This window comes from Spirillospora sp. NPDC127506 (genome assembly GCF_040302145.1).
GTDB lineage: Bacteria > Actinomycetota > Actinomycetes > Streptosporangiales > Streptosporangiaceae > Spirillospora.
In genome coordinates, this window is the sequence record NZ_JBEORG010000017.1 from 69,945 (window position 1) to 88,041 (window position 18,097).

At 74.3% G+C, this 18,097-nt stretch carries 19 protein-coding genes; 9 read left to right on the top strand and 10 right to left on the bottom strand.

From position 1 onward, the window contains the following. Nucleotides 1-17 precede the first annotated feature (17 nt). The 3 genes from glk to ABTW95_RS18035 are packed head-to-tail and all read left to right on the top strand — an operon-like array spanning nucleotide 18 to nucleotide 2,044. Entirely contained in the window at nucleotides 18-995 is a 978-nt protein-coding gene (glk, locus tag ABTW95_RS18025) for a glucokinase (protein ID WP_396445370.1), read from the top strand. Next, a complete protein-coding gene (gene eda, locus ABTW95_RS18030) occupies nucleotides 992-1,612 on the top strand; it encodes a bifunctional 4-hydroxy-2-oxoglutarate aldolase/2-dehydro-3-deoxy-phosphogluconate aldolase (protein ID WP_396445371.1) in 621 nt (206 codons plus the stop codon). Before glk ends, eda begins: the two co-directional genes overlap by 4 nt. Nucleotides 1,613-1,660: 48 nt before the next feature. Continuing rightward, nucleotides 1,661-2,044 carry a PPOX class F420-dependent oxidoreductase gene (locus ABTW95_RS18035; protein ID WP_396445372.1) on the top strand — a complete coding sequence of 128 codons (384 nt, stop codon included), beginning with the start codon at nucleotides 1,661-1,663 and terminating at the stop codon, nucleotides 2,042-2,044. Here the strand turns inward: ABTW95_RS18035 and ABTW95_RS18040 are convergent. Beyond that, entirely contained in the window at nucleotides 2,031-2,189 is a 159-nt protein-coding gene (locus ABTW95_RS18040; RefSeq protein WP_500226846.1) for a hypothetical protein, read from the bottom strand. The two genes, ABTW95_RS18035 and ABTW95_RS18040, sit on opposite strands and share 14 nt — an antisense overlap. Before the next feature lie 74 nt (nucleotides 2,190-2,263). On the opposite strand from ABTW95_RS18040, the gene ABTW95_RS18045 reads away from it, so the two are divergent. Beyond that, nucleotides 2,264-3,193 carry a LysR family transcriptional regulator gene (locus tag ABTW95_RS18045; RefSeq protein ID WP_396445374.1) on the top strand — a complete coding sequence of 310 codons (930 nt, stop codon included), beginning with the start codon at nucleotides 2,264-2,266 and terminating at the stop codon, nucleotides 3,191-3,193. Between the two features lie 112 nt (nucleotides 3,194-3,305). After that, complete coding sequence (locus ABTW95_RS18050) at nucleotides 3,306-3,560, top strand: response regulator transcription factor (RefSeq protein ID WP_500226847.1); 255 nt, start codon at nucleotides 3,306-3,308, stop codon at nucleotides 3,558-3,560. Between the two features lie 29 nt (nucleotides 3,561-3,589). Here the strand turns inward: ABTW95_RS18050 and ABTW95_RS18055 are convergent, their stop codons facing one another. Next, nucleotides 3,590-4,069: a DUF1707 SHOCT-like domain-containing protein gene (locus ABTW95_RS18055; RefSeq protein ID WP_500226848.1), complete on the bottom strand. Its 480-nt coding sequence runs from the start codon at nucleotides 4,067-4,069 to the stop codon at nucleotides 3,590-3,592. 2 nt (nucleotides 4,070-4,071) lie between these two features. After that, on the bottom strand, nucleotides 4,072-4,761 hold the full coding sequence (locus ABTW95_RS18060) for a PadR family transcriptional regulator (RefSeq protein WP_500226849.1): 690 nt from the start codon (nucleotides 4,759-4,761) through the stop codon (nucleotides 4,072-4,074). Nucleotides 4,762-4,979: 218 nt separating this feature from the next. Here ABTW95_RS18060 and ABTW95_RS18065 point away from each other — a divergent pair, with 218 nt between their 5' ends. Then, nucleotides 4,980-6,962, top strand: coding sequence for a bifunctional phosphatase PAP2/O-acyltransferase family protein (locus ABTW95_RS18065; RefSeq protein ID WP_396445378.1), 1,983 nt, complete (start codon nucleotides 4,980-4,982; stop codon nucleotides 6,960-6,962). A gap of 3 nt (nucleotides 6,963-6,965) precedes the next feature. Here ABTW95_RS18065 and hpnH read toward each other — a convergent pair whose 3' ends face one another. The 6 genes from hpnH to hpnC all read right to left on the bottom strand — a co-directional run bounded on the left by hpnH (nucleotide 6,966) and on the right by hpnC (nucleotide 14,065). Further along, the gene (gene hpnH / locus ABTW95_RS18070; RefSeq protein WP_396445379.1) at nucleotides 6,966-7,970 is read right to left on the bottom strand and encodes an adenosyl-hopene transferase HpnH; all 1,005 of its coding nucleotides are present in this window, start codon (nucleotides 7,968-7,970) and stop codon (nucleotides 6,966-6,968) included. Between the two features lie 2 nt (nucleotides 7,971-7,972). After that, on the bottom strand, nucleotides 7,973-9,862 hold the full coding sequence (gene shc / locus ABTW95_RS18075) for a squalene--hopene cyclase (RefSeq protein ID WP_500226850.1): 1,890 nt from the start codon (nucleotides 9,860-9,862) through the stop codon (nucleotides 7,973-7,975). Continuing rightward, the gene (locus ABTW95_RS18080) at nucleotides 9,862-10,851 is read right to left on the bottom strand and encodes a polyprenyl synthetase family protein (RefSeq protein ID WP_396445381.1); all 990 of its coding nucleotides are present in this window, start codon (nucleotides 10,849-10,851) and stop codon (nucleotides 9,862-9,864) included. The genes shc and ABTW95_RS18080 overlap by 1 nt, the downstream gene beginning before the upstream one ends. A gap of 79 nt (nucleotides 10,852-10,930) precedes the next feature. Further along, a complete protein-coding gene (hpnE, locus tag ABTW95_RS18085; protein ID WP_396445382.1) occupies nucleotides 10,931-12,250 on the bottom strand; it encodes a hydroxysqualene dehydroxylase HpnE in 1,320 nt (439 codons plus the stop codon). 37 nt (nucleotides 12,251-12,287) lie between these two features. After that, entirely contained in the window at nucleotides 12,288-13,205 is a 918-nt protein-coding gene (locus ABTW95_RS18090; protein ID WP_396445383.1) for a phytoene/squalene synthase family protein, read from the bottom strand. Continuing rightward, complete coding sequence (gene hpnC, locus ABTW95_RS18095; protein WP_500226851.1) at nucleotides 13,202-14,065, bottom strand: squalene synthase HpnC; 864 nt, start codon at nucleotides 14,063-14,065, stop codon at nucleotides 13,202-13,204. Before hpnC ends, ABTW95_RS18090 begins: the two co-directional genes overlap by 4 nt. Nucleotides 14,066-14,274: 209 nt before the next feature. On the opposite strand from hpnC, the gene ABTW95_RS18100 reads away from it, so the two are divergent. Then, entirely contained in the window at nucleotides 14,275-15,258 is a 984-nt protein-coding gene (locus ABTW95_RS18100; protein WP_396445385.1) for a DUF2804 domain-containing protein, read from the top strand. Nucleotides 15,259-15,379: 121 nt separating this feature from the next. Continuing rightward, entirely contained in the window at nucleotides 15,380-16,954 is a 1,575-nt protein-coding gene (locus tag ABTW95_RS18105; RefSeq protein WP_396445386.1) for a carboxylesterase/lipase family protein, read from the top strand. Between the two features lie 36 nt (nucleotides 16,955-16,990). Here the strand turns inward: ABTW95_RS18105 and ABTW95_RS18110 are convergent, their stop codons facing one another. Beyond that, nucleotides 16,991-17,284: a DUF1905 domain-containing protein gene (locus ABTW95_RS18110; RefSeq protein WP_396445387.1), complete on the bottom strand. Its 294-nt coding sequence runs from the start codon at nucleotides 17,282-17,284 to the stop codon at nucleotides 16,991-16,993. Nucleotides 17,285-17,451: 167 nt separating this feature from the next. Here ABTW95_RS18110 and ABTW95_RS18115 point away from each other — a divergent pair, with 167 nt between their 5' ends. Further along, complete coding sequence (locus ABTW95_RS18115) at nucleotides 17,452-17,883, top strand: acyl-CoA thioesterase (RefSeq protein ID WP_500226852.1); 432 nt, start codon at nucleotides 17,452-17,454, stop codon at nucleotides 17,881-17,883. The last annotated feature ends 214 nt before the right edge of the window (nucleotides 17,884-18,097 follow it).

Sequence of the window (18,097 nt, forward strand, 5' to 3'; positions counted from 1 at the left end):
GGGGAGTGGGGGGTCGCATGAGCGCCCCGTGGCTGGTGGCCGACGTCGGCGGGACCAATGCGCGGTTCGCGCTGGTGGACGGCCCGGACGGCGTCCCGTCCCAGGTGAGGTCGCTGCCCACCCGCGACTACCCGGGCCTGGCCGAGGCCGCCGCAGCGTACCTGGAGGACACCGGCGCCCGCCCGTCCGCCGCCTGCCTGGCCGTGGCCGGGCCGGTCGCCGGCGGGACGTACCACCTCACCAACGCGGGCTGGCCGAAGGGCACCCCGGAGGCGGTGCGCGCCCACCTGGGCCTGCCCCACCTCGACGTCATCAACGACTTCGAGGCGCTGAGCCTCGCCCTCCCGCGCCTCACCGCGGACGACCTGATCGTGATCGGCGAGCGGGCGCCGACCGGGGACGCGCCGCTCGCCGTGGTCGGGCCCGGCACGGGCCTCGGGGTCGCCGGGCTGGTCCCGGCGCCGTGCGGCTGGGTGCCGGTGCCCGGCGAGGGCGGTCAGGTCGACGTCCCGGCGGCGACCGACCGGGAGATCGAGGTGACGCGGCTGCTGCGCGCCGAGAAGGGCGCGGTCCCCGCCGAGTACCTGCTCTCCGGCGCCGGACTGGCCCGCATCCACCGGTACCTGGCGGCCCTCGACGGAGAGCGGGGCGAGGAGCTGACCGCCAAGCAGATCTGCGAGCGCCGCGACGACCCGCGGTGCGACGAGGCGCTGCGCATGTTCTGCGCGCTGCTCGGTTCGCTGGCCGGCAACGTCGCGCTGACGTTCGGCGCCCGCGGGGGCGTCTATCTCGGCGGCGGGATCCTGCCGCGCATCGTGGACGTGCTGCGCGGCAGCGCGTTCCGCGACCGCTTCGAGGGGAAGCCCCCCGTCGAGGACTACGTGCGCGGCATCCCGACCGCGCTGATCGTCCATTCCGGCCCGGCCCTGGTCGGCGCCGCCGTCCGGCTCGCGCAGAGCCTGCCCGACGCTCCGCCCCGGAGGGAGCCCGCATGATCGCCGAAGACCTGCTCGACCTCGCGCCCGTCATCCCGGTCGTGGTGCTGGACGACGCGGACGCCGCCGTCCCGCTCGCCCGCGCCCTGGTCGAGGGCGGCCTCCCGGTGATCGAGGTGACGCTGCGCACCTCGTCCGCGCTGGAGGCGATCGCCCGGATCGCGGCGGAGGTCCCGGACGCGGTGGTCGGCGCCGGCACGGTCGTCCGCCCGGAGGACGCCGAGCGGTCCGCCGCCGCCGGTGCGCGGTTCCTGGTGAGCCCCGGCTGCACGTCCCGGCTGCGGGCGGCGATGGTCGCGACCGGGCTGCCGTTCCTGCCGGGCGTCGCGACCGCGTCGGAGGCGATCGCGCTGCTGGAGGCCGGGATCACCGCGATGAAGTTCTTCCCCGCCGAGGCCGCCGGCGGCACCGCCTACCTGAAGTCGCTCGGCGGGCCGCTGCCGCAGATCCGGTTCTGCCCGACGGGCGGCATCGGCCCGCGGAACGCGGCCGACTACCTCGCGCTGGCGAACGTCGGCTGCGTGGGCGGCTCCTGGCTGACCCCGGCGGACGCCGTCCGGAACGGGGACTGGAAGCTCATCCGCGACCTCGCCTCCGAAGCGGCGTCCCTGAGGTGACGTGACGGGTGATGTCACGCCCAGGACGGGGTATCCCGTCTCCTGGGCATGAACACCGCAACGACGCTGGAAAGCTGGAAGAAGCAGAAGACGTTCCTGCTGACGTCCTACCGCAAGGACGGCACGCCGGTCGGGACGCCGGTCAACGTCGTCGTGCGCGGCGACCACGCCTATTTCCGCACCTACGACAAGGCGTTCAAGTCCAAGCGGCTGGCGCGCAACCCGGAGGTGGAGATCGCGCCGAGCACGTTCCGGGGCGAGGTCACCGGCCCGGCGGTGCGCGGCCGCGTCCGGCTGCTGACCGAGGAGGAGGCGCGGCCGATCCGGCGGCTGCTGGCCCGCAAGCACCCGTTCCTGCAGGGTTTCGCGGTACCGCTGTTCCACCGGATGAAGCGCTACCGGACCCTCCACTACGAGGTCACGCTTGACTAGGGCCGTGGGGGCAGGGGCCGGCGGTCAGCCGCGGGGCGCGCCCGTCGGGGATGAGGTCCATGCGCAGCCGGCCGCAGGTGCAGCGGGTCCAGATGACGACGCCGTCGCTGGTGACGTGGCGGGAGACAACCGTGTTCTCGTTCATGTACGGCAGTCTGCAGCCCACCGATCGTTGGCGTCTATTTCAGGTTTCCGCACTAGATCGTGCAATATGGTTGCATGATTGATCTGCGCCGCCTGCACATGCTCCGGCTCGTCCACCAGTACGGGACGGTGACGTCCGCGGCGGAGGCGCTGCACCTCACGCCGTCGGCGGTGTCCCACCAGCTGCGCGAGCTGGCGCGGGAACTGAAGGTGCCGCTGCTGGAGCCGCAGGGCCGCAAGGTGCGGCTCACCCCGGCCGCGCACCTGCTGATCGAGCACGCCGACGGGCTGCTCGCCCGGTGGGAGGAGGCGCTCGCCGATCTGGAGTCGCACCGCGCCGGGGCCGCCGGGCCGCTGCGCATGTGCGGGTTCACCACGGCGGTCGGCGGGCTCATCGCCCCGGCCGCCGGCGCGCTGCTGCGGGACGACCCCGGCCTGCGCGTCGAGGTCCGCGAGTGCGACACCGACGTGGCGATGGGGCTGCTCGCCGCCGGCGAGACCGACATCGCGGTCATCGAGCCGACCCCGGACGCGCCGCCGCCCGGCGACCCGCGCTTCGACCGCGAGCCGCTGCTGGAGGAGGCCTACGACCTGATCGTCCCCGCCGGGCACCCGCTCGCGGGCCGCGCCGGCGTCCGGCTGGAGCACGCGGCGGAGGAGGTCTGGATCAGCGTCGCGCCCGAGGTGTGCGCCCACTACCAGCAGGTGCTGACGTACTGCGGCGCCGCCGGGTTCACGCCCCGGTTCGCGCACCACGCCACCACCTGGTCGGTGATCTGGGCGCTGGTCGCCAACGGCCTCGGCGTGTCGCTCGTGCCGCGGCTGGCGGGCGGGCCGGCCGACCAGCCGGTCGTGCGGGTCCCGCTGACCGGCGACGCCGTCCCGAGGCGGCGCGTGCTGACCTGCGTGCGGCGCGGCAGCCGGAGCAACCCGCTGATCGTGCGCGGCCTGCGTGCCCTCCACGACGCCGTCCCCGATCGCTGCGCCCGGCTCGCGGCCGCATAGCCGGGCGCAGCGGTCGCTACTCCGCCGCGATCGCCTCCAGGACGTTCATCCGCGCGGCGCGGCGGGCCGGCCACGCGGCGGCGACGACGCCGATCAGCGCGCCCGCCGCGACGTGCGGCTGCTCGGCACGGCCGCCGGGCGCGCGTCCGACCGGGACCGGACCCGCGCGCTCCTGCGCGGCCTCACCGAGCGGGAGACGCAGGTGCTGGCGTGCCTCGGCGAGGGGCTGTCCAACGCGCGGATCGCGCGCCGCCTCCACCTCAGCGAGGCGACCGTCAAGGGGCACGATTCCCGCGTGCTCGACGAGCTCGGCTGCGCGAACCGCACGCAGGCCGGCCTCATCGCCCGCGACGCCGGCCTGCCCTGACGCCGGCCTGCCCTGACGGGGGCGCCGCGTCAGGCGCCGGGCATGTGGCGGCGCGACCGCCGCACCCCGAACGCCAGCATGACCGCGCGGATCACCCAGACGGCGAGCGCGATCTGCAGGACGGTGAGGAACCCCGTGCCCGGCCCGACCGTGAACGTCAGCACCAGGAACACCCCGAGCAGCAGCGGGAACGCCGGGAAGCGCGGCCCGTGCCGGTGGTGGCGGGCCAGGTGCCGGTGGCGGCGCTGCCACGCGGGGTGCCCCGGCCCGCCGAACATCATCGGCACCGCCCGCACGGGTTCGGGTTCCGGTTCGCGCAGCCCGGTCGGGGACGGCAGGTCCTCGACGAGGGCGCGCAGGTCGCCGCGCGTCCGGGCGGACAGCGCGGACTCCAGCCGCTCGTCCAGCTCGGCGCGGTCGAGCCGCCCCTCGGCGAAGTGGTCGTGCAGGGCCACCATGACGGCGTCGCGCTCGGCGTCGCCGATGCGGATCTCGTCTTGACGCGCCATCTCTACTCCTCGTCGCCGGCGGCCGTCGGCCCCGGGTCGTCGTCGGTGCCTTCGAGGTCGTCGGCCAGGATGCGGTACAGGCTGCGCCGGGTCTCCGCCAGGACGTCCTTCGCCTGGGCGACCTGCGCGGACGACCCGGAGTGGACGATCTGCATCACCGCGGCGCCCGTCTGCGCGGCCTGCTTGAACAGCTCGGGGACGCCCTCGCCGTAGTCGGGCGTCATCTCCGCCCACGGCTCGGCGAGCCGGTCGGCGTTCTCCTCGACGTAGCGGCGGCCCTCGTCGGTGAGGTGGTAGGTGCGGCGGCCGCCCGCCTCGTCGCCGCTGATCAGGCCCTCGTCGGCGAGCTGCTGCAGGGCCGGGTAGACGGCGCCGGGGCTCGGCTTCCACGCCCCGCCGCTGCGCTCGTGGATCTCCTGGATGATCTGGTAGCCGTTGCGCGGCTCCTCGGCCAGCAGCACGAGGATCGCCGCGCGGACGTTGCCCTTGCGCGCCCGGCCGCCGCCGGCGCCCCGGCCCCACGGACCGCCGCGCCCGCGCGCCCAGGGGGGCCGCGGGCCGGGCCCGTGGCCGAACCCGCCGGGCCCGCCCGGTCCGCCGCCGAACGGGCCGCCGAACGCGCCGCCGAACAGCGCGCCGAGGTTCGGGAAGTCGCCGCGGCCCCAGGGGCCGTGCCCGTGTGTGTGTCCCATGTTCTGCACCACCTTCTGAGATCTTCTGAGATCTCTCTCTGATCCTTCGCGATACGACAACGATATATCGAAGACGTACCGCTGAGCCAGATGGTTCCCGAACATTCCGGGGCGCCGTCTCAGGCTTCGCTCTCGGCGAACCCGGGCATGATCCCCAATACCGGGCGGCACCGTCTGATTCCGCGAATCTTGGGTAGGCACCCGACCCGAGGGGGACGATGGGCACACACGAGGTGGTGACCGCGCGGGACGCGGTCGTGATGCCGGGCGCCGCCGGCGCCAGGCCCCGCGCCAGGAACGAGCTGCTGCTCGGCCTGGCGCTCTTCGCTGTGTACTCGCTGGTCACCATGCTGCCGGAGGAGGCGCGGCGGCTGGAGGCCCGCGACCGCGGCGAGCTGCTGTACCGGCTGGAACGCGCCCTGCACATCGACGTCGAGCCGGCCCTCAACGGCTGGCTCGCGCACCAGCCCGTCCTGCGCGTGTTCGCCAACTACGAGTACGCGATCACCTACATCGCGAGCGCGCTGGCGCTCCTCACCTGGCTGTTCGTCCGGCATCCCGAGCGGTACCGCACGGCCCGCAACGCCTTCGTCATGCTCAACCTGGGCGGCCTCGCCTGCTTCGCCCTGTTCCCCGTGATGCCGCCGCGGCTGATGCCCGACCTCGGGTTCGTCGACACCGTCACCGAGGGCCGGACCTGGGGCTCCTGGGGCTCCCCGATGGTCGAGCACGCCGACCAGTTCGCCGCCGTCCCGTCCCTGCACATGGCCTGGACAATGTGGGTCGGCGTCGAGCTCGCCCGCGTGAAGGCCAAGCGCTGGGTGCAATGGTTGAACGTCGCCCACATCCTCCTTACCCTCTACGTCATCCTGGCGACCGCGAACCACTTCCTGGTGGACGCGGTGGCCGCCGTCCCCTTCGTGGTGGTCCCCGTGTACATCGCCGAGCGCATCGCCCATCCGCAGGCCGCCCGCGTCCAGGGCCCCGACGCCTTCTTCCTCTCCGTGGAGACGCCCGCCGCGCCGCAGCAGGCCGGCGGCGTCATCATGCTCGACACCTCGCAGGGAGAGGTGGGGCGCGAGGATCTCGTCCGCGTCATCAAGGAGCGGCTGCCCGGGCTGCCCCGGTTCCGGCAGCGGCTCGTCCGCCGCGGCCGCTGGCGCCGCCCCGTCTGGCACGACCACGACCCGGTCGACTGGGAGTGGCACGTCGCCGAGCGGCACGTCGACGGCATGGCCGGGCTGCGCGCCGCGGTCGCCGAGATCCAGTCGGAGCGGCTGCCGCTCGACCGGCCGCCGTGGCGGATGGTCGTGATGAAGGGCGCCGAGCCCGGCCGGACCGCCGTCGTCTACCTCATGCACCACGTCGTCGCCGACGGCGTCGGCATCGTCGCGCAGGCGATGTACCTGATGGAGCCGCCGCCCGACAACCTCGGCGCGCGCTTCCCGCGCCGGCCGTTCCGGAAGGCCCTCGCCACCGTGGTCGGGCTCGCCCAGCTCGCCACCGCGGTGACGAAGCCGGAGCGGCTGCCGGCCGGCGGGACGGCCGAGCGCCGGTTCAGCTCGATGCGGCTGCCGCTCGCCGAGGTCCGGGACGTGGGCCGCCGCTACGGCGCCCGCGTCACCGACGTCGTGCTGTGCGCGGTCGCGGGCGCGCTGAACCGCGTCGTCAGCGAGGACGACGGGCGCCCCGACACCTGCCGGGTCGCCGTGCCGCTCATGATGCGCCCGCCCGGCAGCGCGATGGTCGGCAACCACACCACCGCCGTCATGGTGGACCTGCCGGTCGGGAAGATGGCCGAGGTCGACCGGCTCGCGCTGATCGCCCGGCGGGGCCGCGTGCTGCGCTCCGGCACCCGCGCGCAGGCCGCCTGGTTCGTGATGTGGCAGGCGGGACGCGTCCTGCCGGTGCCGCTGCACGCCCGGTTCGCCCGCATGTCCTACAGCGGGCGCTTCCTGCAGGGCACCGTGTCGAGCCTCCCGGGGCCGGACAAGCCGCTGCGGCTGGCCGGAGCGCCCCTCACCGCCGTGTACCCGATCGTCCCGCTCGCGCCCGGCGCGCCGCTCGCGGTCGCCGCGCTCGGCGTCGACCGCGAGCTGTGCTTCGGCGTCTCCCTCGACCCCGGCCTGGCCGACGACGCCGACGCCTTCATGGCCGCCGTCCACGACGTGATCGAGGAACTCCGCAGCGAGCCGGAGTAGCCGTCACGCGCTCCGCATCGCGCGCAGCGACTCCTTGAGCGAGCCCATCGTCGCGAACACGGCGGTGGGCTCGTAGCCGCAGTGCGCCATGCAGTTCGCGCACCGGTCGTCGCGGCCCCGCCCGTAGGCGTCCCAGTCGGTGGTGTCGAGAAGCTCCTGGTAGGTGGCGCAGTAGCCGTCGTCCATCAGGTAGCAGGGACGCTGCCAGCCCTTCAGCGAGTACGACGGGATCGCCCACGCCGTGCAGCGGAAGTCGGCCTTGCCTTCGAGGAAGTCCAGGAACAGCGGCGAGTGGTTGAACCGCCAGCGCCGGCGGCGGCCGTCCGCGAACGCCTTGCGGAACAGGTTCCGGGTCTCCTCGACGCCGAGGAAGTGGTCCTGGTCCGGCGCCTTCTCGTAGGCGTACGCCGGCGAGATCATCATCTGGTCGACGCGCAGGTCGTCGTTCAGGTAGTCGAGGACGTCGATCACGGTCTGCGGGGTGTCGGTGTTGAACACGGTGGTGTTCGTCGTGACCCGGAACCCGCGCTCCCTGCACATCCTGATCGCCTCGACCGCCTGGTCGAACACGCCCTCCTTGCACACGGACGCGTCGTGCCGCTCCCGCAGCCCGTCGATGTGCACCGCCCACGCGAAGTAGCGGGACGGCCTGAACTGGTCGATCTTCTTCGGGATCAGCGCGGCGTTCGTGCACAGGAACACGTACCGGCGCATCCCGACGAGCCTGCCGACCAGCTCCCCGATCCGCGGGTGCATCAGGGGCTCGCCGCCCGCGATCGACACCATCGGCGCGCCGCACTCCTCGACGGCGGCGATCGCCTGCTCCACCGGCATCCGCTGCTTCAGCACGTCCGCCGGATGCTGGATCTTGCCGCAGCCCGCGCACGCCAGGTTGCACGCGTACAGCGGCTCCAGTTCCATGATCAGCGGGAACTTGGCCCGCCCCGCCAGCTTGTTGCGCAGGACGTACCCGCCGACGCGCAGGCTCTGCCGCAGTGGCATGCCCATGGTCAGGCCCCTCTCAGGTACCGGCCCAGCGCCGAGAGCGGGAACACCAGCCGGTACAGGTGGTAGTTGATGTAGAAGTCGCCGGGGAAGCCCGTGCCGGTGTAGTGGTCCTCGTCCCATGTGCCGTCGGGCCGCTGGTGCTCGACGAGCCAGCGGATCCCGCGCTCCACGGCGGGGCCGCGCTCGCCGGCGGCGAGCAGCGCGAGCAGCGCCCACGCGGTCTGCGACGGGGTGGACGCGCCGTGCCCGACCCACGACCGGTCGCGGTAGGAGCGCAGGTCCTCGCCCCAGCCGCCGTCGTCGCGCTGGTGGCGCCGCAGCCAGCCGACCGCGTCCCGGATCACCGGCTTCTCCGGCCGGACGCCCGCCGCGATCAGCGCCGGGACGACGGCGCCCGTCCCGTACACGTGGTTGGCGCCCCACCGGCCGAACCACGACCCGTCCGGCTCCTGCGCCCGCAGCAGCCACACCACGGCCCGCTTCACCGGCAGCGAGTCGGCCATGCCCCGGTGCGACATCGCCTCCACGACGTGCGCGGTGACGTCGGCGGACGGCGGGTCGATCACCTCGCCGAAGTCGCAGAAGGGCAGCCTGCGGCACAGCGCGCGGGTGTTGTCGGCGTCGAACGCGCCGAACCCGCCGTCCTTCGACGCCATCCCCGCCATCCAGCGGACCCCCCGCTCGATCGCCGGTTCCGCCAGGGGGTGCCGGACGCGGTTCAACGCGATCACGACCTCGGCGGTGTCGTCGGCGTCGGGGTAGCAGTCGTTGTCGAACTCGAACGCCCAGCCGCCCGGCGGCAGGCCGGGGCGCCGCACCGACCAGTCTCCCGGCCCCCGCACCTCCTCGCCGACCAGCCACCGCGCGGCCCGCTCCAGCGCCGGGTGCCCGGCGGGCAGGCCCGCGTCGGCGAGCGCGTTCATCGCGAGGGCGGTGTCCCAGACGGGGGACTGGCACGCTTCGAGGCGCCGGCCCTGCTCGTCCCGGATCGTGAACCGTTCCAGGCCGTCCAGGCCGCGCTGGATGACGGGGTGGTCGAGGCCGTAGCCGAGCAGGTGCAGCGCCAGCAGCGAGTACACCCACGGCGGCTGGATGCCGCCCCACGACCCGTCCCGCTCCTGCCGCGCGACGATCCACTCGGCGGCGCGGCGCAGCGCCGCCTCCCGCAGGCCCCGCAGCGGGCGCCGCTGGTACACGTGGAGGGCACGGTCGAGCGCGCCGAACGCCTCGCCCCAGCCGGGCAGGCCCCGCCGCCCCGGCCGCGGGAGGCGGTAGTCGGGGACCAGCTCGTCCAGCCCGAACGGCAGCGGCCGGACCGGGCGCAGCGCGCCCACCACCGACAGCGGCACGATCGTCTGCCGCGCCCAGCACGCGAAGTCGTACACGTTCAGCGGGAACCAGCGCGGCAGGAGCACCATCTCCGGCGGCACCACCGGCAGCTCGTCCCACGGCCAGCGGCCGAACATCGCCAGCCAGAACCGGGTGAACACGCGGGTCGCGGGGAGGCCGCCCTCGCCGCGGATGTAGGCGGCGGCGCGGGCCATGTGCCCGGCGTCCGGGAGGTCGCCGGCGAGCCGCAGCGCCACGTACGCCTCGACGGTCGTGGACAGGTCCGGCGGGCCGTCGTGGAAGTTCGCCCACGTCCCGTCCGGGGATTGCCGCGACCTGATCCAGCGGGCCGCCTCGCGGGTGTCCTCGCCGGTGCGGATGCCGAGGAACTCGCGCAGCAGCAGGTCCTCGGCGTCCATCGTGACGTTGGTCCGCAGCTCGCCCTTCCACCAGCCCTCCGGGGACTGGAGCAGCAGCAGGTGCTCGCGGGCGGCGTCCAGCGCGTCGGCGGCCGTCCGGGGCGCGGCGGCCTCCGGGGTCTCGGGTGTCTCCAGCGTTGTCATCAGTGGTCCCGGTGGGTGACGAAGTCGGCGATGCGGAGGAACTCGGCGCGGACGGAGTCCGGCAGCCGGGCGCCGAGCAGGTGCCCGGCGGCGCGCTGGACGCGGTTCTCGGCCTCCAGCTCGGCCCAGGCGCGCCCGCCCGCGGCCTCCACGAGCGCGGCGGCCTCGGCCAGGTCGTCCTCGGCCGGGTCGGGCCGCGCGTAGAGGTCGGCGAGCTTCGCCGCCTCCGGGGTGCCGGAGTCGAGCGCGGCGACGACCGGCAGCGACATCTTCCGGGACCGCAGGTCCGACATGGCGGGCTTCCCGGTGGCCGCCGGGTCCCCCCAGATGCCGAGCAGGTCGTCGGCGAGCTGGAACGCGACGCCGAGCTCCGCGCCGAACGCCTCCAGCGCGTCCGAGACGGACTCGGGCGCCCCGTCCAGGACGGCGCCGATCGAGCAGGAGCACGCCAGCAGCGCGGCGGTCTTGTCGGACGCCATGGCGAGGCACTCGTCCACGCTCACCTGGCGGCGGGTCTCGAAGTCCATGTCGAGCGACTGCCCGGCGATGAGGCGGCGCGTCGCGGCGGCCAGCGCCCGCGCCGCCTTCGCCGACCCCTGCCCCGGCGCCTCCAGCAGGACCTCGCCGGCGAGGGCGAGGAGCGCGTCCCCGGCCAGGATCGCGGACGCCTCGCCGAACACCGTCCACGCCGCGGGGCGGTGCCGGCGCGTCCGGTCGCCGTCCATGATGTCGTCGTGCAGGAGCGAGAACGCGTGGACCAGCTCCACCGCGACGGCTCCCGGCAGCGCGCTCTCCGGCGGCGCCACCGCGGCGCGCGCCGACAGCAGCGCCAGCGCGGGGCGCAGCGCCTTCCCGACGGGCGCCCTGCGCGGGCGGCCCTCCTCGTCGGTCCAGCCCAGGTGGTAGGCCGCGACGCGGTACGTGCGCGGATCGAGCCGGCCGACGGCGGCGCGCAGCGCCCCGTCGACCAGCTCGCGAACATCGGTCATCGAGACCGGAACGGCAGTCACCGGCCCCTCACCCCCTCCAGTGGCGATGGGTCGGCGGAGGGCCGGCGGCGCGCGGCGGTCACCGGTCCCTCACCCCGTCCAGGTGGCGGCGGACCAGCCGCGCGGCGGTGAGGCCGCTGCGCACTGCTCCCTCCATCGTGTCGGGCCAGCCCGTGTCGGTCCACGCGCCGGCCAGGAACAGCCCGGGCGCCCGCGTCGCCGCGCCCGGCCGGGCCGCCGCGCTGCCCGGGCACTGCCGGAACGTCGCCCGCCGCTCCCGCGTCACGAACAGCTCCCGCACGGCGGCGCCCCGCGCGGCCGGCAGCAGCCGCCGCAGCTCGGGGACGAACCGGGCGCGCAGCTCGGCGGTCGGCATGTCGATCCAGCGGTCCGCGGCCGACAGCGACACCGCGAGGTACTGCCCGCGGCGCAGCCCGCTGACCGCCGTCCGGTCGAACACCCACTGGACGGGCGAGGCGACGGCGGCGGCGAACGGCGCGTCCAGCACCTTGCGGTCGTAGACGACGTGCACGTTCACGATCGGGCTGGCGTCCAGCTCGGGCCAGCGCAGCGGCTCGGGCAGCGCCTGCGCGGGCAGCAGCCGCGCCGCCGCCTCGTGCGGCACCGCCATGACCACCGCGTCGGCGGCCATCGGCACCCCGTCCACCACCACCTTCGGGTCGGTGGTGACGGCCTCGACCTTCGCCTTCAGCCGGACGGTCCCGCCCATCTCCGCGATGCGGCGCAGCGCGGGCCCGCCGTGCAGCTCCTCCAGCGGTACCAGCGGGACTCCGATGTCGGCGGCGTCGGCGCGCCCCAGCAGCGCCCGCCCGCACACCATCGCGGACAGCCCGAGCGCCGCGTCGTCCACCTCGGCGTTCAGCGCCGCGGTGATGAACAGCCCCCACAGCGCCTGCCGCGCCCACGCCCGCTGCCCGTGCTCGGCCAGCCAGGTCCCCGCCGACATCGTGTCGAGGACGGGGTCGGCCGGGTCGAGGCGGCTCAGCCCGGCCGCGGCGCGGATCGCGCGGAGCCGGTCGCCGGGCGGCAGCGGCGAGTACCGGGCCAGCGCGGGCAGCAGGTGCAGCGGGCCCGGCAGCCTCGATCGGCGCAGCCGCGCCGCCTTCGCCCCCGGCCGCAGGACGGGGACGTCGAACCGGTCCTGCACCTCCACCAGGTGGTCGGCGCGCAGCCTGCGCAGCAGCCCCTGGTACGCCGAGCAGCAGCGCAGGAACACGTGCTGCCCGTTGTCCACGCTCAGCTCGCCCCGGACGAACGAGTGCGTCGCGCCGCCCAGCCACGGCCGGGACTCCACGACCGTCACCGGCACGCCCGACTCCTGCAGCGCGATGGCGGCGCTGATGCCCGCGAGCCCGCCGCCGACGATGACCACGCTCACCGTGCCGCCCCCGCTCCGGGCGCCGGTCCCGCACCGCTCACCGCTCGACCCCCGACAGGGCGCGCGCCGCCACCACGGCCTTCTGCCACGTCGGCAGCGACGCCCGGCTGTGCAGCGCCGTCGACGGGCGGGCCGCGATCGTCTCCAGCAGCCGCCGGTAGATGCCCGCCATCGCCGCCGTGCAGGCGGCGCTGCGCCGGTCCAGCAGCGGCAGCAGCCGCAGGCCCTCCGCGTACCAGGCGCGGGCCCGCTCCGCCTGGAAGCCGATGAGCTTGTTCAGCCGCCACGGCGGGTCGACGAACGTGCCCGACTCGTCCAGCTCCAGCGTGCAGCCGAACTGCGCCAGGTCCTCCCGCGGGATGTAGGTGCGGCCCGCCAGCCGGTCCTCGCGCAGGTCGCGCAGGATGTTGGTGAGCTGCAGCGCGACGCCGAGCGAGTCGGCGAGGCCCTCGGCGCGCTGCCGGCCGTCCGACCCGAACACCCCGAGCGACAGCCGCCCGACCGTCCCCGCGACCGCCTGGCAGTACCGCAGCAGGTCGTCGAAGGTGTCGTAGTCGGCGCCCCGCACGTCGTTCTCGCAGCCGTCGATCAGCTCGTCGAACGCCTCCAGGGGGATCGGGTAGCGGCCCGCCGCGTCCGCCAGCGCGGTCAGCACCGGATGGCCCTCCAGCGCCCGGACGTCCGCGCGGCGCCGCAGCACGTCCTGCACGGTCCGCAGCCGCCGCCGGGACCGGTCCAGCAGGTCGAGCCGCACGCACGCCGGCTCCGGGCCGTCCCCGATGTCGTCGATGCCGCGCGCGAACGCGTAGATCGCGCTCATCGCCCGCCGCTTCGGCGCCGGCATCAGCCGGATCCCGTAGGAGAAGTTGCGGGCCTCCTCGCGCACCACCCGCTCGCAGTGCCGGTACGCCTCCACCACCCGCTCGGAGCGCTCGCACGCCTCCAGCGCCGTCATCGCACACCTCCTCGAAGAACGCGCAGCCACCCGGCGGGCAGCGTCGCGCGGCGCGGGCGCAGCCGGCGCGCGAGCACGTCGTAGCGCCCCCGCTCCAGCGCCGCCAGGGCCGCGCGGCCCCCGGCGACGTAGCCCGCGACTGCGATCCGCGCCCATCCGGTGAGCCCGGCCATGAGCGGCGGCGCGCCCCGGTCCAGCAGCTCGGCGGCGCGGCCCGCCTGCAGCGCCAGCACGCCGCGCAGCCGCGTCGGCGTCACCGGGCCCGCCAGGTCCCGCTCGGCGCAGCCGAACCGCCGCAGGTCCTCGCCGGGCAGGTACACGCGCCCGTCCCGGTAGTCCTGGCCCGCGTCCTGGCAGTGCTCGATGACCTGCAGCGCGGTGCACACGTCGTCCGACGCGGCCACCAGGCCGGGCCGGTGCGCGCCGAACAGGTGCAGGACGATCCGCCCCACCGGCGCGGCCGACGGCGCGCAGTAGCCCGTCAGCTCCTCGAACGTCTCGTATCGGTGGACGACCTGGTCCTGGCGGTTCGCCTGGACCAGGTCGCGGAAGGGCGCCTCCGGGATCCGGTGCGCGTGCACCGTGCCCGCCAGGCGTCTCAGCTGCGGCAGGTTCGGCGTCCGTCCGGCGAACACGCGGTCCAGGTCGTCGTCCACGAGGCCGAGCAGCTTGGCCCGCTGCTCCGGCGGCGCCTCGTCGCCGATGTCGTCGACGAGCCGCGCGAAGCCGTAGACGGCCCGCAGGGCGGCGCGGTGCCGGGCGGGCAGCACCCGCGCCGCCACCGGGAAGTTCTCCCGCGCCGCGAGCCGGTCCAGCGCGCGGTCGTGCTCCTCGGCGCTCCAGGGCGGTTGAATGATCACCTTGGAGAGATCGGCAGGTACGGCACCAGAAAAACTCTGGCCCAGGTATGGACTTATTTAAACGCCGCGTGTCCTGCCCTGGACCGTTGCGGAGTCCTGGGCGTCCGCGCCATTGGAACAGGCCATTCCTCGCATGTGGCAGATTGAGGAAATAGCGGTGCGGGCGCGGGGAGCGCCCGGTGTTGGCGGCCGGTCAGTAGGCTCGGGGGATGGGGACGCACGAGCGCGAGATCACCGAACCCGTCGACCTCTGCCTGCCGGACGGGCGGCTCAACCCGGACGCGGTCGGCTGGACGCGCCGGCCCCTGCACCGCTCGAACCTGCGCGGATGGGGGCGGGTGAAGCGCTGGGAGTACTGGGGGATCGTCACGCCCCGGCACATCATCGGGCTGGTGGCGTCGTCGCTCGACTACGCCGGGGTGCACGGCGTGTGGGTGCTGGACCGCGAGACCGGCGAGGAGTCCGCGAAGGACGCCGTCGTTCCGTTCGCGCGAGGCGCCGTCTTCCCGGACCGCAGCGGGGTCGGCGAGGCGTCCGTGCGGGGCGGGGGAGTGGCAGTCGGCGTGCGGCAGCGTCCGTCCGGGTCGCGGGTGCGCGCCCTGGCGCCCGGGGTGATGGACCTCGACGTCGAGATCCCGCTGCCGGACGGGCACGAGTCGCTCGGCGTGGTGATCCCCTGGGGGCCGACGCGCTTCCAGTACACGGTGAAGGACGTCGGGCGGCCGGTGGCGGGGCGGCTGACGCTCCCGTCGGGGGAGCACGAGATCGGGGAAGGGGCGTTCGCCGTCCTCGACCACGGGCGCGGGAAGTGGCCGTACCGGATGACGTGGAACTGGGCGGCGGCGAGCGGTCCGGGCCTGGCCCTGCAGTTCGGCGGCAAGTGGACGGACGGCACCGGCATGACCGAGAACGCGGTCTTCGTCGACGGCCGCCTCCACAAGATCGGCGAGGAGCTGGACTGGTCGTACGACCGGGCCGACTGGCTGCGCCCCTGGACGATCAGCGGCGAGCGGGTCGAGGCCGAGTTCCGCCCGTTCCACGAGAAGGTCGCGCGCACCGAACTCGGCGTCGTCGGCACGGAGACCCACCAGTGCTTCGGGCACTTCAGCGGGCGGGTCCGGACCGACTCCGGCGGATGGATCGATTTCGACGGCCTCACCGGGTGGGCGGAGGAGGCCCGGCAGCGGTGGTGAGCCGCCCGGTCGTTCCGGCGCCGTGCCGGGGAGGGGCTTGCATCCATCTTAGAATCAAGTTCTAATTTGGGTCCGGGGGAATCGGGGGGCGCCAGAAGCGTCGTGCTGAAAGGAAGCCCCAGTGAGGCTCACCGGCATCCCACTGCTCGCATCCGCACTCCTCCTCGCCGGCGCGGCTCCCGCCGCGGCCCAGCCGCGCCCGCCCCGCCCGCCCGCCGTCGTCCGCACCGACCTCGGCCCCGTCCGCGGCCAGGTGCAAGGAGACCACCGCCTCTTCCAAGGCATCCCGTACGCCGCCCCGCCGACCGGAGACCTGCGCTGGAGGCCCCCGCAGCCGGCGCGGCCGTGGCACGGCACCTACGACGCCACGTTCCCGCGCGGCCAGTGCGCGCAGCTCGCCCCGCCCTACGGCGGCGAGACGACCTACGGCGAAGACTGCCTCTACCTGAACGTCACCACCCCCGCCCGCGCGCACGGCCGGCACAAGCTGCCGGTCATGGTGTGGGTGCACGGCGGCAGCAACACGACCGGCAGCGGAAGCGCCTACGACGCGACCAAGCTCGCCGTGGACGGGGACGTCGTCGTGGTCACCGTCAACTACCGGCTCGGCCCGCTCGGCTGGCTCGCGCACCCGGCCCTGGAGACCGGCTCCGACCGCCGCTACCAGGCGGGCAACTACGGCCTGCTCGACCAGCAGGCGGCGCTGCGCTGGGTCCGGCGCAACGCCGCGGCCTTCGGCGGCGACCCGCGCAACGTGACGCTGTTCGGCGAGTCCGCCGGTGCCGCGGACTCGTGCGCCAACCTGGTCTCGCCGTCTGCCGCGGGGCTGTTCCACAAGGTGATCTCGCAGAGCTTCAGCTGCGCTACCCCGGTGCGCACCGAAGCCTCGGCCGAGGCCGACGGCGAGGCGCTCGCCAAGGCCGTCGGCTGCGACGAGGGATCACCCGCCGCGAACGCGGCCTGCCTGCGCGCCGTGCCCGCCAAGACCCTGCTGGAGACCTTCGACGCCGAGGGGATGAGCGCCGGCCCCGTCGCGGGCGGCGACCGCGTCCTGCCGCTGCAGCCCGTCCAGGCGATCGAGCAGGGCCGCTTCAACCGGGTGCCCGTCATGCACGGCAACACCCTGGACGAGATGCGCCTGTTCGTCTCGCTCTACTACCCGAACCCCATCACCGCGGCGCAGTACGAGGGCATCGTCCGCGCCACCTACGGCGCCGCCGCCGACGCGGTCCTGGCCCGCTATCCGGCCGGCGACTACCCCGACCCGAGGATCGCCCTGTCCACGATCCAGACCGACGCCGGTGGCGCGCTGTCGTCCTGCCTGCACCAGGACGCCTTCCAGCTGCTCGAGCGGGCGGGCGTCCCGGTGTACGCCTACCAGTTCGCCGACCGCACGGCTCCTCCGCTGATCGACGTCCCGGGCTTCGACGAGGGCGCCGAGCACGCGACGGAGCTGACATTCCTGTTCCCGGGCCTCCTCGGCGACCTGAACCCGGAGCAGACGCGTCTCTCCGACGCCATGGTCGGCTACTGGACGTCCTTCGCCCACAACGGCCGGCCTAGGGCGCATCGCGCCCCGCACTGGCCGCGTTTCCGCTCGTCGGACGACGTCCTGTCGCTGGCGCCCGGCCCGGGCGGCATCCACCGGACCGACACGTCCGAGAGGAGCATGTGCTCCTTCTGGAACTCCCTCTGACCCCGCCCGCCGGGCCGCTCAAGCAGGGCGAGTCGTCTAGCCGAGGCGTTCGGTCAGGTGGACGGTGACCTTGTCGCCTACCTCCTTGCCGAGCGCCTCGCGGAGTTCCGCCTTCACCGCCAGTTTGTGGTCGCCGTCGCCCAGCGCCATGAATGAGCCCTGGAACGGGTGCCCGTCGATGGTGCCCTTGACCTTCACCAGGCCGCGGGTGCCGAAGAACTCCGCCGACTCGGGCCAGACGACGTACGTCCAGCCGCCCTTGGCGGGACTCTTCTGCAGCGTCTCGGTGAACTCCTTGTCCAGGGGCGTGCTCTTGGATCGGGTCGTCATGGTGTCCTCCGGAGCGGCTGGTGCTCTTCCTGGAAGAGACCTCGCGGGACGGCGGAACTCATCGCTCCGGCTCATTCCGCGACCAGGGCGCGGGGCCAAGGCCGAGGGCACGTGGGCGAGGCTCCGCCGGTGAGTACTCGCGTGCGGGACGGTACTAGCGTGGCGGCATGGTGGAGAGAGACGCGGGGTCGGGGTACGTGCATCGGATCCGGGTCCGGTACGGCGACTGCGACATGCAGGGAGTGGTGTTCAACGCCAACTACTTCGCCTACATCGACGACGCCATGGACATGTGGCTCCAGCACGCGCTCGGCGAGGAGTACCTCGACGAGTTCGACTACGCGGTGAAGAAGGCGGCCATGGAGTGGGCCTCTCCGGCTCGCGCCCGCGAGGTCGTCGACCTGCGGCCCGTGGTCACGCGGTGGGGGCGCACGTCGTTCGATGTCCGCATCGGGCTCAGCGTCGGTGACCGTGCCGTCGGCGAAGGAGAGCTGGTGCTGGTCAGCATCACGCCGGGCGGGTACGAGCCGGCGCCCGTCCCCGAGAGGGTCCGGCGGGCGCTGTCGGACGGAGATTCAAGTAGCTCGATATCGAGATAAATTGGAGATAGCTTGACGTCGAGAGAAATCCTGCGGAAGTTAGGCGGCCCTGATTGCGGGTGATGTGGTCGACTAAGGCAGGATCAAGGTAGACGAGCACCCGGCCCGTCCCGCCGCGCGCCGCCACGTGCCGGCCCCGCGGACGGGCGCACTGCAATTCACGAGGAGCGCCGCGCGCTCATGTCCCGGACCGGACGCGCGGTTGCGATGGAGG

Bases quoted from the DNA above. Each gene is read 5' to 3' on its own strand.
- glk (WP_396445370.1), top strand. From the start codon at position 18: ATGAGCGCCCCGTGGCTGGTGGCCGACGTCGGCGGGACCAATGCGCGG.
- eda (WP_396445371.1), top strand. From the start codon at position 992: ATGATCGCCGAAGACCTGCTCGACCTCGCGCCCGTCATCCCGGTCGTG.
- ABTW95_RS18035 (WP_396445372.1), top strand. From the start codon at position 1,661: ATGAACACCGCAACGACGCTGGAAAGCTGGAAGAAGCAGAAGACGTTC.
- ABTW95_RS18040 (WP_500226846.1), bottom strand. From the start codon at position 2,189: ATGAACGAGAACACGGTTGTCTCCCGCCACGTCACCAGCGACGGCGTC.
- ABTW95_RS18045 (WP_396445374.1), top strand. From the start codon at position 2,264: ATGATTGATCTGCGCCGCCTGCACATGCTCCGGCTCGTCCACCAGTAC.
- ABTW95_RS18055 (WP_500226848.1), bottom strand. From the start codon at position 4,069: ATGGCGCGTCAAGACGAGATCCGCATCGGCGACGCCGAGCGCGACGCC.
- ABTW95_RS18060 (WP_500226849.1), bottom strand. From the start codon at position 4,761: ATGGGACACACACACGGGCACGGCCCCTGGGGCCGCGGCGACTTCCCG.
- ABTW95_RS18065 (WP_396445378.1), top strand. From the start codon at position 4,980: ATGGGCACACACGAGGTGGTGACCGCGCGGGACGCGGTCGTGATGCCG.
- hpnH (WP_396445379.1), bottom strand. From the start codon at position 7,970: ATGGGCATGCCACTGCGGCAGAGCCTGCGCGTCGGCGGGTACGTCCTG.
- shc (WP_500226850.1), bottom strand. From the start codon at position 9,862: ATGACAACGCTGGAGACACCCGAGACCCCGGAGGCCGCCGCGCCCCGG.
- ABTW95_RS18080 (WP_396445381.1), bottom strand. From the start codon at position 10,851: ATGACCGATGTTCGCGAGCTGGTCGACGGGGCGCTGCGCGCCGCCGTC.
- ABTW95_RS18090 (WP_396445383.1), bottom strand. From the start codon at position 13,205: ATGACGGCGCTGGAGGCGTGCGAGCGCTCCGAGCGGGTGGTGGAGGCG.
- ABTW95_RS18100 (WP_396445385.1), top strand. From the start codon at position 14,275: ATGGGGACGCACGAGCGCGAGATCACCGAACCCGTCGACCTCTGCCTG.
- ABTW95_RS18110 (WP_396445387.1), bottom strand. From the start codon at position 17,284: ATGACGACCCGATCCAAGAGCACGCCCCTGGACAAGGAGTTCACCGAG.
- ABTW95_RS18115 (WP_500226852.1), top strand. From the start codon at position 17,452: ATGGTGGAGAGAGACGCGGGGTCGGGGTACGTGCATCGGATCCGGGTC.